The following is an 11849-nucleotide window of genomic DNA, read 5'->3' on the forward strand; positions in this document are numbered from 1 at the left end:
CGTATCGCGAACTCGACCTCCTCACCAGGCTGGTCAGGCCACACGCGACCTCGAAAGGACAGCTCATGCAACAGCGGCCACCCGCACGGGCATCAACTCTGGATACGGTGCTGCTGGGCGCCACCGTCCTCATCCCCACCGTGGCTCAGGGGCCGATCCTGCGGCGCTCCCGTATGGTCCGCCTGGCCGCCAGGCTCGACACCAACCGCATGGCCAACCGCACCCTCACGCGTCTCCGCCGACGGCACGGCGAGGGCCCGCTCTCGGTCAGCATCCCGGGGCGTCGGGTGTTGGTGCTCCTCTCCCCGCAGGACGCCCGACACCTGTTCACCGCCACGCCCGCGCCCCTCACCTCCGCCAACCGGGAAAAGGTCGGCTGCCTGCGCCACTTCGAGCCTGACGGCGTCCTCATCTCCCCTGGCGAGAGCCGCCCCGAGCGCCGCACCTTCAACGAGGCGGTCCTCGACTGGGGAACTCCGGCCCACCGGCTCTTCCCCGCCCTCACGCCCCGCATCCGGGAAGAGGCCCGATCCCTGCTGAACCTCCATCACGGCTCGGGCCAGGCCCTGGACTGGGACTCCTTCTCCGCCGCCTTCTGGCGGATCATCCGCCGCGTCGTGCTCGGCGACGCCGCCCGCGACGACCACCACCTCACCGCACTCCTGAACACCCTGCGCACGGACGGCAACTGGCTCAACTTCCGCAAACCGAAGAAGGCCATCCGCGAGGAGTTCCTCGCCCGCGTAGCCTCCTACGTGGACCGCGCCGAGCCCGACAGCCTCGCCGCCCTGGTCGCCGACACCCGCTGTTCCGAAGCGGCCAACGCCGCGGGACAGATCCCGCACTGGCTCTTCGCCTTCGACGCCGCATCCATCGCCACGTACAGCGCCCTCGCCCTCCTGGCCGTCCACCCCGGCCACGCCGACCGGGTACACGCGGAACTCTCCGGCACGGACGCCAACCAGCCGGCCACCGCCGACACACTGCCGCTCCTCCGGGCCTGCGTCCTGGAGTCGCTGCGCCTGTGGCCCACCTCCGTGGCCATCCTGCGCGACACCACCGCGGAGATCACCTGGCACAACGGCACCACCAGCCCGGTGGACACCGGGGTCGTCTTCTACAGCTCCTTCTTCCACCGCGACGCCCAACACCTCCCACACGCCGACCGGTTCGACCCCGACGCCTGGCTGGACGGCCGCAACAAGGACAACTGGTCGCTGGCTCCCTTCAGCCACGGCCCAGCGGAGTGCCCCGGGCAGGACATCGTCCTGTTCACCACCGCAACCCTCCTCGCCACCCTCCTCCGCGACCACAACGCCCACCTGTTGCTCTCCCGCAGCTCCCTCACCCCCTCGGTGCCGCTCCCACACACCATCGACCACACCACACTCCGCTTCGCCCTCATCCCGACCAACAAGCCAGGTCCTGAGTGACGGAGGGCTTGTTCAACGGCCTTCTTCCGCCCCCGACACCACATCGCATCGGCCCCGTCTCGACACCAGATGTCGAGACGGGGCCGATGCGATGTGGGCCTCTCTGCTGGCCGCTGTGAACCGTTGGCCGCTGTGGTTACGCCGGGCCGTGGCTCGCTTCGGTCTTGCGGGCGGTGTCCGAGTCCGGTTCGGCGGGGGGCGGGTCCCCGTGGCGCAGGGCCACGGCGATGCTCACCGCGACGGCGGTGACGATCACGGCCGCCACGACCGCCGTGATGCGATAGCCCGTGGTGAAGGCGTCCTTCGCGGCGGAGACGACTGCCCGCGCGGCGGGGCCGGGCAGGTGGTCGGCCGCGGACACCGCCTCGCCGATGGAGTCCGACGCCGCGGCGGGGACATGGGCGCCCGCCGCGGGGGGCGGGGTGAAGTTCCGCGAGTACAGGCCGGCCATGAGGCTGCCCAGCAGGGCGATGCCGAGTCCGGCGCCGACCTCGTAGGTGACGGACTCGATGGAGGCCGCGGCGCCCGCCTGTTCGGGCGGGGCGCCGGTCATGATCGCGTCGGAGGCGACGGTCTGGACGGTCCCGTGCCCTGCGCCGATGAGGACCAGCGAGACCGTCAGGAGAACGGAGCTGTGCTGGCCGGCCGAGGCGAAGACGCCCACGTAACCGCAGGCGGCGACCGCCAGTCCGGCGGGAATGACCAGGCGCAGCCCGTGCCAGGAGACGAGGAACCCGGCGAGCGGTCCGGCGGCGAACGCCGCCAGCGGCATCGGGAGCAGGAACAGCCCGGCCTCGCGCGGGGACATGCCCAGCACGTACTGGAGGTCCTGGGCGAGTTGCAGCTCGAAGCCGACGAGGACCAGGACCGGCACGGTGGCCGCGAGGGTGCCGGCCCGGAAGGACCTCGCATGGAAGAGGGAGAGGTCCAACATCGGGCTGGAGGAGCTGAGTTGGCGCCGGATGAACCACACCAGGGCCACCAGCCCGACCGCGCCCGATACCGCCGCCTCCCACCACGAGGTGCCGCGATGCGTGGCGGCCTTGACGGCGTAGACCAGGCCGACGCCTGCGACGATGCCCAGGACCGGTGAGAGCGGTTCCCAGGGTTCCTTCTCCTGGGCCGGCCGGTTGGCCAGCAGTGTCGAGACCAGCAGGACGGACGCCGCGGCCAGCGGGAGGTTGATGAGGAAGACCGCTCCCCACCAGAAGTGTTCCAGCAGCAGGCCACCGGCCACCGGCCCCACCGCGGCGCCGCCCGCGGCGACCGCGCTCCACACGCCGATGGCGACGGCGCGTTCCCGGTCGTTGTCGAAGACCTGACGGATGATCGCCAGGGTGGCCGGGATGATCATGGAGGCGCCGGTGGCCAGCGCCGCCCGGGCGGCGATCAGGGCGATCGGGGACGGGGCCCCCGCGCAGGCCAGGGACGCGACGGCGAAGACCGCGAGCCCGATCAGCAGCAGCCGTTTGTGTCCGATGCGGTCGCCGAGCGGGCCGGTGACCAGCACCAGGCCCACCATCATCAAGGGGTAGATGTCGGCGATCCACAGCACTTCGCGTGCCGAGGCCCCCAGTGTCTGGGTCAGGGTGGGGACCGCCACGTTCAAAATGGTCGCGTCGGCCGCCACCGGCAGGAAGCATCCCGCCACCACCGCCAGGATCAGCCAGCGGTTACCCTTCGCCGTCGTCGTGCCTGAACTCACTGCTGCATCAACCTTGTTGGATGGTGTCGTGGACCCGTTGGGTCAGATGGTGGAAGACTTCCATGGACGGCGCGTAGATCAGGCAACTGAGCCGGCCGGTGTCGAGTCCGGTCAGTTCGCAGGGTACGACGCCGCTGTCGGCCCGTCCGGGAGGACGGACCAACGGGCCCAGCCGGTGCAGGACGTCGTCGAGCGATGCGTCCTTGGGCAGGCCGTAGAAATCGTAGTTGCCCACGGTGCGGTGGCGCAGGTAGTCGGGGCCGAAGAAGCGCACCCCGAAGTCGTGGACGTGGGTCGATCCCGTGCGCCGCGCGTTGAGGTCCAGCATGAAGACCTCCCCGCCCCGGGCGACCGCGTCGATGCCGAAGTGGCCCCGGTAGCCGCGGCGCTGAAGTTCCTCCGCGACCGCCCGGCTGCCCTCGACGAACGGTGCGTACCACGCCGCTGCGTTCAGCGAACGGCAGGTGACGTTGCCCCGCAGCCGGGTCGCGCCGTCGAAGAGCATCTCGCAGACATGGGTGAGGACGGGCTCGCTGGTCGGGTCCTCGGGGACCACGTACTCGACCGAGGGGAAGACGATGTCCTCGCCGTCGATGTACTCCTCGACGACGATGGTGTCGCTCCCGTAGAACGTGCTCTCCTCAAGGGCCCGTGCCACCGCGTCCTCGTCGTCGCCAGGACGGAAGATCAGCAGTCCGACGCTGGCCTCGCCCTTGTCGGCCTTGACGATGCAGGGCGTACCGGCGCCGAGCAGGCGGACGACCGCGGCGCGGGCCTCGTCCCGGTCGGCGCAGTGCGTTCCCTGCGCCACCCGGCAGGACGGCCGGGCCAGCCCGGCCTCGTCGACCAGGGACCGCAGCCCGCTCTTGGTGTCCAGGTAGTCGCGCAACTCCTGTTCCCGGCAGCTTTCCGGGAGTTCGGCGATCACGCCGTACTTCTGCCGCAGCAGGTCGGCGAAGGCCCACAGGTCGGGCGTCGTGGTGTGCGGGATGAGTCGGAAGCGGCGGCCGGGGCCGATGTGATCCAGCAGGGCGGCCACCAGTTGGTCGTCGGCCATGAGGTCGGCGAACAGGGATCCCGAGTCGGACGCGGGGCTGAGGTTGACGAAGTCCGGCAGCCCCAGGAACCGCGTCTGCCAGGCGAGTTCGCGGATCGGTCGGGAGGTGATGAGGAGTTTGCGGTCGGGACCCCAGAAGAGGGACTGGTCCTGCTGGGCGAAGCACTCCGCGAGGATCTCCTCGGCCGCGCCAGGGCTGTCGGCGCGCTCGGCGATGCCGCGCAGGGTGTCCACGGCGTTGCAGACGACGACCGTGGGGAGAGCGCCGTCGGGCTCGTGCATGCCGCGCACTCCTGTTGCTGTCGTGGTGTCAGTCACGTCGCACCCCGTATCCCGAACGCACCATGTCGCAGGCGCCGTCCACCACGTGCCAGAACAACTGCTCGCCAAGTTCCGCGGAGGCACCGGCGGTTGAGGAAAGGACCCCCGCGTTCGACATCCGCTTCACGTCCAGCGGGTGGACGTACACCCCGGCCCGGGGCGGGGTGTCGTGTCCGGGGCGCTCGGGGCGCACGACCTCCGGCCGCAGATACATCATCAGGGCGGTCTCCGTGACGCCGGCGTGCTCCGCGTGCCAGCCCGGGAACGCGGGGAGGTGCTCGGCGACCCAGCCGTCCCGCACCAGGCTCCACCAGCTGAACGCCAGGATCTCGGTGTCGGGGAAGGTCGCGGACGGCCGGCAGCCGTCGATCGCCTCGAAGAGCAGTGCCTCGTTCTCGAAGTGCCCGTTGACGACGATCAGTCGACCGGGCCGGAGCCGGGCCAGAGCGGTCAGACAGTCCGTGACGGTGTGGATCATGCTGGTGCCGCGCAGGTACACCGTGCCCGGGAAGTGCAGCCCGCCACCGCTCTGCGGCAGCGAGCGCGCCGAGATCGGCAGGGCGGGCAGCAGCAACCCGTCGGTCGCCGCGGCGATCTCGGCCGCCAGCGCCTGCGGGATGTCGAGGTCGACGGACAGCGGCAGATGCGGTCCGTGCTGTTCCAGCCCACCGATCGGCCAGACCAGCGTGGCGCCCGCCACCGCCTCGGTCACCTCGGAACTGGTCAGGTCGCCGTAGTGGCGCACGTTCAGCGCACGCTCGCGCATGTCCCCTCCCCCTGCTCAAGGCTGCGGCCCACCAACTCCTCGACCGAGGTGCGGTGAGCGCTCAGCCATGCCTCTGTGCCGCGCCGGATGGCGTCGAAGGACTCGTGCATGTTCTTGTGCAGCGCCGTGTAGACCTGGACGGCGTCGGCCCCCACGCTGAGGTATTCGATGACGTCGCGGGCCTCCTGGACGCCGCCGCTGCCCAGGATCGGCACCGTCATGCCCTCTTGGCGCAGGGCGTAGATCTCGGCGAGGACGAGGGGCTTGATGCCGGGGCCGGAGTAGCCGTAGACGCCGCCCAGTTCGATCTTCCCGGTGTCCACGTCGACGGCCAGGCCGGCGATGGTGTCGCTCAGGGTGATCGCGTCGGCGCCGGCGTCGACGGCCGCGACGGCACGTTCCCGGGTGCCCTCGCCGGCCGCGAGTTTCACGCTGAAGGGCAGCGAGGTCCGGGCGCGTACCGCCGAGGTGTAGGCGGCGACGCGCTGGGGGGTGTCGCCCAGGCCCCCCTCCTCGTTCAGGCACGAGATGCCCAGTTCGAGGGCCCGGCAGCCGGCGTCGGTGACACGCTCGGCCAACGCGCCGAGTTCGTCGGGGGTGTCGGCGTGCACGGAGGCGATCACCGGGAGGCCGTCGCGGGCGAAGCCGCGGAGCATCCGGCACCATTCCTCGACGCTCCGGTGCGAGTACATGGTGCTGTTGAGCATGCCGGTGGGCAGTCGGGACAGTCGCTCGTTGCCCGAACGGGGCGGGGTGGGGTGAATCGTCTTGGTCACCACCGCACCCGCACCGGCCGTCAACAGTCGCCGGATGTTGCGTTCCTGATCGGTGAGCAGCCCGGAACCGACCACGATCGGAGAGGTCAGCGCCAGGCCGAGCACGGACGCCGCGGTCCGCGCGGTCGCGGTGTCGGCCGCTTCCGGGTCCGGGGTGGTGGGGTCCGTCACGAGGCGGCTCCCACGGTGGGGCGGGCAGCCTGCGCGACGGACTCCAGCAGCTCCGCCGGGCTCTCAGCCACCTCGTGGACGTCGAACAGTGCGACGTCGGCGATGGCCGGCAGCCCGCGCAGGAGGTGGCTGGCGCTATCGACCACGGGCTGCTGGGTCACCATCTTGATGGGCTTGCCCAGCGCGGACGCCCAGCCCAGTTCGACGTGGGTCCCATCTGTCCGCAGCAGGGTGTCGTCCCGCACCGGCAGCACCGGGACGAAGACGTCGCACCGCTGCATCCAGTCGAAGTCGCGGACCGAGACCTGCCGGGGGGAGAACAGCGGAGTGTCGGCTCCGAACTTCTCGGCGACATGGGCCGAGAACACGGTGCCGTTGGCCTCCTTGACCGCTTCGATGATGCCGTGCAGAGCCCGTTGGAGCGGTGAGTAGAATCCGTCGGTCTCGATCGCGTGCTGGATCGGCCCACCGACGAACACGTTGACGCCGGTTAGATTGACGGTCGCCGAAACACGAGACGTTGCCATGTCACTCCTCGTTTTAGGATCGCTGCGCTGGGATGCCGTGCCGGGTCCGGAAAAGGGCGGCAGGGAAGCACGGATCAGTAACTGGACGCCCCGGGCGCCACGAGATCGTGCCGCTCCGTCCCCTTCAAGGCCGGGGTGAAGACACTGACCAGCACCAGGTCGCAGTCGCGGCCGCCGCGAAGGTAGTGCTGGTCGTGCTTGTCCAGGACGTAGATATCGCCGGGCCGGATCGGATAGACGTTTCCGTCCATGTCCTCGACCTCACCCTCGCCCGCCACGCAGTAACAGGCTTCCAAGTGATTCATGTACTGCAGCAGTGACGAGGTCCCCGCTTTCACCACCGTGTGGCACACGCTGTAGCCCACCCCGTCGCTGTCGACGAGCAGCCGGTAGCTCCGGCCGTTTCCCCAGTCAACGTCGCGCTCGGTCCCCATGACATCTTTGAGGCTTCTGACTTGCATCATTTCTCCCTCAACGACGACCTCTCCGGGGAGCTGCACCACATGACGGCAGGAGTGCTCGGCACGAGGCGGCAGCACTTGGACCGATATCGGCCGCAGACGGGCGGACCCCCGGAAAGGAAGATGAAAAATGAACCCTTGGTGCGCTGGCGCGGCCGGTACGGCTGGCGCATTACGCACCGAGAAGGCCGAGAAAGCTACCGCGGGGCGCCGGAAAACCCCCACCCGGGGCGATGAACTTTTGGATGCCCTCGGAACCCGCCCACCAATCCCAGCTCTTTCGGCACTGCTCCAGCCCCCTACGCCCGCGCTTGCACCTGCACTTCGAAATGTTGGCCAGACGCCTTGTCCGGCGGCGGCAGACGCAAGTCAAGCAAGGCGGTCAACTCGCTGTCAACGCACGTTTATCGCCACCTCCGTTTCGAATCGGCCGCCATTCGTACAATCGCTGCCGGCTTAATTCGGGGGAGGTGTGTTACCAGCTCGGAGAGGTGTCTCATCGGCCCAGGGTGCTCGTCGAGCGGGTGAACTTCCCCTCCGCGGTAATCGCAAAACATAACCCTCGGCGAATCTTTAGCGAGCGTCACCTTCGCGGCTCGAATGCTTTTCCGGCAATCGAGTTGATCTTTTGGGCCAACCTTGGCCGGACGGCGACGATCACTTCCAGCCGGGACCTTCCGGACGATGTCGGGGCCCGCGACGCTTGGGGCCTGCTTCCCTCGACGGGCTGGATCGCGATGAAGCGTCGCCGTGATCCGACTTCACCGACCGCAGGTAGCCCTGCACGTGACGTCCGTCTGGGACCGGGTAGTTGAACCGTTTTGGCGGTAGCGCGGTGATCGGGCTTCCGATTCGGCGACGGACAACTTTCTGTTGGTCAGAAGCCTTACGGCCCTCGGCATGCCTGTTGAGTACCTGTCTGTTGAACAAGAGGCACGCTACGGTCAGTTCGCCACCGAGCCGTCGCCGGGCGAGCCGGTACAGATCTTCCGCCTGGAGACGAAGGCTCGGGAGCTGGCGAGGCGGAGCGCCGTCCGGCCACGAGGCTGCGGTGAGCGGTGCAGTGGGGCACCGCACGGATGCTCGGCACCTTCCTGACGGAGAACCCGACGGCGGCCCCGGCCTCGACGGCGGCGTTCGTCACCGGACAACTCGATGTCGCGCCGGGGCTGTTCGGCGAGTACGTGGCCCGACCGAACACGGCGTACGAGCACACGAGGGAGGTTCGCGACGCCTACGGGTACCGGGACTTCACCGCGGGCGAGGGCGAGCTGCGGAAGTTCCTGGCGGCGCGGATGTGGCCGTCGCGGGAGGGGCCGCGGGCGCGACCGGGCGCTGGTGTCGCTGGTGGCCAACCGGGCGCTGCTGCCGGGGATTTCCCGGCTGTCGAACTGCTTGATCTGGGAGGCGTTGAAGGTATCGCCCAGCGCCCGACTGCCACCTGCCTGCCGCTGCGTCAGCGTTCGCTGGCCAACCAGTCCAGGTCGCGTTCTATCCGTTGCCGATAGACGGCAAACCAGTCCCCACCCGCCCGATGCTCGCCCGCAAGGCTGCGGACGTTCCAAAGGACGCGGTAGGCCGCCAGCAGTCGAGAATCCACCGGGCGCGGCGGTTCGTAGCCGTCCAGCAGTTGGTCGAAGGAGCTCATGTCCATCATGGAGGCGCGGGCCAGGTCCCACGCCGGGTCACCGACAAACGCGTCACCCCAGTCGATGATGCCGTGCAGTTGAGGGCCGGTGGACAGGATGTGTTCGGGTTTGAGGTCGCCATGGAGGAGAACACCTGGTTGCCGGGTCCAGGACGAGTAGGCGACAGCACCGCACTGGTCGCGGATGGCGGAGCGTTGGCCGCGACTGAGGAGGTCCACGGTGACCAGGTAGTCACCGTCGTTCAGGACGGCGGCGATGAACTCACTCCAGCTGCTGTATCGGCCTCGGCCCGCTTCTGGTGAGGTCGCCTCGTTCCCGGATATCTGAAGAGGGCCGTACCCCGGGACCTTGCGTGCGTGGAGCGCCCGGAGCGCTCGGCCGGCCATGCCCAACGCCTCCCGGCTTGGCGGCGGCTGGCTGGGAAGCCACTCAAGGATGATGAAGGGAGGCTGCGTTGGGCCGGGGTGCGGTTCGTAGGTCAATAGGGCGGGAACGGGCACTCCCTCTGCCGACGCCCAGGCCAGGGCCCTGGCCTCGGCTGCGAGCTCGGCGGGCGGGCCCGTCTTCCACAGCACGCGACGGCCGTCCCCGAAATCGACCGCGAAGTCCTGATTGGTGATCGATCCGGCGACCTGCCGGGTTGCCACGACCTGCCCCCCTATCGCTGAGGCCACGGTCGACTGGACGTCAGAGATCCTCACATTGGTCACGGGCGGAAACTGTCACAGCTTCAGCAGCAGATCTCCACCCAATAACTGATTGTTTCACAATGAGTTGGGCCCCTGGCCCTGTGTTCGACGATCTTGGTCGGCAGGGTGTCCAGGTGCGTGCTGATGTTGTTCCGGATGGCCTGTGGGAGCGGGTGGCTCCGTTGCTGCCGAGCGGCGTCACCGTTACCCAGGGTGGCTTCGCGTGCCTGACCGGACGGCGCTTGCGGGGATCGTGTACGTGCTGCGGACCGGTGTCGCCTGGCGCGATGTCCCCGCCGAGACTGTCGGCTGCTCCGGGGGACGGCGTGGTGTCGGCTTCGGGATTGGAGCGAGGCCGGCGCCTGGTCGCGCCTGCACGCCGCTCTGCTGACAGCGCTGCACCGTGAGGACCGGGACTGCTGCGTGACCTTCCAGCGGTCGGCTCGTCGGGATGCCGGTGCCCGGCTCCGCCGTGCTCGGGCCGGTGGTGGCGGGAGACGCCCATGGGCGTCGTCCGCGGGCTGTAGGGACGTCGACCGAACTGCGGTGTCCTCAGGGGGCCGGGGTGTAGCCGCGGGTGTGGACGAGGTCGCGGGTGAGGTCGATGAAGGCGTGGGTGGCGGCGCTTTGGTAGGCGCCTTCGCGGTGCAGGAGGGTGACGGTGCGGGTGGGCAGGGGCGGGTCGAGGGGGACGGGGGTGAGGTGTGGGTGGTCGTGGGTGATGGCGTCGGGCAGGACGGTGGCGAGCGGGGTGCGTTGGACGATCTCGGTGAGGGCCTGGATGGAGTTGGCCTCGACTGCGATGCGGGGGGTGGCCCGGTGGTGGGTGAAGTAGGCGTCGATGTGGCTGCGGGTGGCGAAGTCGCCGCTGAGTAGGGCGAGTTGCTCGTCCTTGAGGGCGTGGACCGGTAGGGGTCTGGACTTCGCTTGGGCGCGCGGGGCGCCGGTGACGAGGCTGAGGGTCTCGGTGAACAGGGCGGTGGCGGTGATGCCGGGCTGGTGGGGGCCGGCGAAGGCGATGCCGAGGTCGAGGTCGTCGGCGAGCAGGGCCGCTTCGATGCGGTCCTGGGTCGCCTCCGCCAGGGTGAGGCTGACGCCGGGGTGACGGGCATGGAGTTCGGCGGTGAGCGGGCCGATCAGGTAGGCGGTGAAGGTGGGGGTGGCGCCCAGGCGCAGGTGGCCGCGGGAGAGGTCCTGGACGTCGTGGACGGCGCGTTCGGCGGCGGCCAGGTCACGCAGTGCGCGCCGCGCGTGGTCGGTGTAGACGGCGCCGGCGTCGGTGAGTCGTACTGTGCGGCCGGTGCGGTCCAGCAGTTGTACGCCCAGGGTCCGCTCCAGCTGCTTGATCTGCTGGGAGAGCGTCGGCTGGGAGATGTGCAGCTCCTCGGCGGCGCGGGTGAAGTTGCCGTGTTCGGCCACGGCGAGCAGATAGCGCAGGTGGCGCAGTTCGAGAACAGCCATGGAGATAACTATAGATGCGAGCAATGGCTTTTATGGTCAGCAACTCTTGGACACTATAGGTGCAGCTCATGCATGGTTGATCTCACCAGCCCACAGGGGCCGATCACCACCCGAAGGGAGTGACCATGCAGGACCTCGCCGAAGGCGTCACCCGTTTCCAGCGGGACGTCTTCCCGACCAAGGCGGAGCTCTTCGCCCATCTGGCCACACATCACACGCCGCACACTCTGTTCATCAGCTGCTCCGATGCCCGCGTCGTCCCCGAACTGATCACCGGCACCGAGCCGGGTGACCTGTTCGTCATCCGCACCGCCGGCAACCTGGTGCCCGCCTACAGTCCCGAAGCCGACGGGGTGGCGGCGAGCATCGAGTACGCGGTCGCCGCGCTGGGCGTGAAGGACATCGTGGTCTGCGGCCACTCCGCGTGCGGCGCGATGACCGCACTCGCCCAGGGCCACGACCTCAGCGGCGCCCCGGCGGTCGCCGCCTGGCTACGGCACGCGGACGCCTCCCAGGCCCGCACCGCCGCCGACGGTGACGTCCCCGCCCTGGTGCGGCAGAACGTGCTCGCGCAGTTGGCGAACCTGGCCACCCACCCCTCGGTCGCCAAGGCCCTGGCGGAGGGGAAGGTCGCCCTGCACGGCTGGGTCTACGACATTCCCACCGGCCACGTCGAGGACCTGACCGCCGGCCCCGCGCTCGCGGCCTGACCCACCCGGCTCCGGTTCCCCGCCCGCGACACCGACAGCGCGCCGGGAACCCCGTATCCACCCCACCCACCCGCCACTTCACCGCACCTCCTGCCGGTGAAGTGATCCATCTAGAGAAGGACG

At 69.4% G+C, this 11849-nt stretch carries 11 protein-coding genes and 1 pseudogene; 4 read left to right on the forward strand and 8 right to left on the reverse strand.

The features are described 5' to 3' along the window. The first annotated feature begins 65 nt into the window (after nucleotides 1–65). Complete coding sequence (locus ACIQU6_RS05195) at nucleotides 66–1433, forward strand: cytochrome P450 (RefSeq protein ID WP_403480264.1); 1368 nt, start codon at nucleotides 66–68, stop codon at nucleotides 1431–1433. 136 nt (nucleotides 1434–1569) lie between these two features. Here the strand turns inward: ACIQU6_RS05195 and ACIQU6_RS05200 are convergent, their stop codons facing one another. From ACIQU6_RS05200 to ACIQU6_RS05225, 6 genes are all read right to left on the reverse strand, one after another. After that, nucleotides 1570–3138: an MFS transporter gene (locus tag ACIQU6_RS05200; protein WP_403480265.1), complete on the reverse strand. Its 1569-nt coding sequence runs from the start codon at nucleotides 3136–3138 to the stop codon at nucleotides 1570–1572. A gap of 7 nt (nucleotides 3139–3145) precedes the next feature. Further along, nucleotides 3146–4477, reverse strand: a complete 1332-nt coding sequence (locus ACIQU6_RS05205) for an ATP-grasp domain-containing protein (protein WP_403480266.1) — start codon at nucleotides 4475–4477, stop codon at nucleotides 3146–3148. Nucleotides 4478–4505: 28 nt separating this feature from the next. Continuing rightward, nucleotides 4506–5282 (reverse strand): creatininase family protein, encoded by a 777-nt coding sequence (locus ACIQU6_RS05210; protein ID WP_403480267.1) that lies wholly within the window; start codon nucleotides 5280–5282, stop codon nucleotides 4506–4508. Then, nucleotides 5264–6229, reverse strand: coding sequence for a dihydroorotate dehydrogenase (locus tag ACIQU6_RS05215; protein ID WP_403480268.1), 966 nt, complete (start codon nucleotides 6227–6229; stop codon nucleotides 5264–5266). The genes ACIQU6_RS05210 and ACIQU6_RS05215 overlap by 19 nt, the downstream gene beginning before the upstream one ends. Further along, the gene (locus ACIQU6_RS05220) at nucleotides 6226–6756 is read right to left on the reverse strand and encodes a nucleoside 2-deoxyribosyltransferase (RefSeq protein ID WP_403480269.1); all 531 of its coding nucleotides are present in this window, start codon (nucleotides 6754–6756) and stop codon (nucleotides 6226–6228) included. Before ACIQU6_RS05220 ends, ACIQU6_RS05215 begins: the two co-directional genes overlap by 4 nt. Before the next feature lie 74 nt (nucleotides 6757–6830). Beyond that, on the reverse strand, nucleotides 6831–7220 hold the full coding sequence (locus ACIQU6_RS05225; RefSeq protein ID WP_403480270.1) for an ectoine synthase: 390 nt from the start codon (nucleotides 7218–7220) through the stop codon (nucleotides 6831–6833). 1055 nt (nucleotides 7221–8275) lie between these two features. Between ACIQU6_RS05225 and ACIQU6_RS05230 the strand changes: the two genes are divergently transcribed. Then, nucleotides 8276–8725, forward strand: coding sequence for a DUF4158 domain-containing protein (locus tag ACIQU6_RS05230; RefSeq protein WP_403480271.1), 450 nt, complete (start codon nucleotides 8276–8278; stop codon nucleotides 8723–8725). Here ACIQU6_RS05230 and ACIQU6_RS05235 read toward each other — a convergent pair. After that, entirely contained in the window at nucleotides 8674–9513 is an 840-nt protein-coding gene (locus ACIQU6_RS05235; protein WP_403480272.1) for a phosphotransferase family protein, read from the reverse strand. The genes ACIQU6_RS05230 and ACIQU6_RS05235 overlap by 52 nt on opposite strands. A 122-nt stretch (nucleotides 9514–9635) precedes the next feature. Here ACIQU6_RS05235 and ACIQU6_RS05240 point away from each other — a divergent pair. Continuing rightward, nucleotides 9636–9954, forward strand: a pseudogene (locus tag ACIQU6_RS05240) (transposase); the annotation flags it as partial. 153 nt (nucleotides 9955–10107) lie between these two features. Here the strand turns inward: ACIQU6_RS05240 and cynR are convergent. Continuing rightward, nucleotides 10108–11016, reverse strand: coding sequence for a transcriptional regulator CynR (cynR, locus tag ACIQU6_RS05245; protein WP_403480273.1), 909 nt, complete (start codon nucleotides 11014–11016; stop codon nucleotides 10108–10110). A 125-nt stretch (nucleotides 11017–11141) separates the two neighbouring features. Between cynR and ACIQU6_RS05250 the strand changes: the two genes are divergently transcribed. Continuing rightward, on the forward strand, nucleotides 11142–11726 hold the full coding sequence (locus ACIQU6_RS05250) for a carbonic anhydrase (protein WP_403480274.1): 585 nt from the start codon (nucleotides 11142–11144) through the stop codon (nucleotides 11724–11726). Nucleotides 11727–11849 lie beyond the last annotated feature (123 nt).

Origin of the sequence: Streptomyces sp. NPDC090442, assembly GCF_044769405.1 — a bacterium.
Lineage (GTDB): Bacteria > Actinomycetota > Actinomycetes > Streptomycetales > Streptomycetaceae > Streptomyces.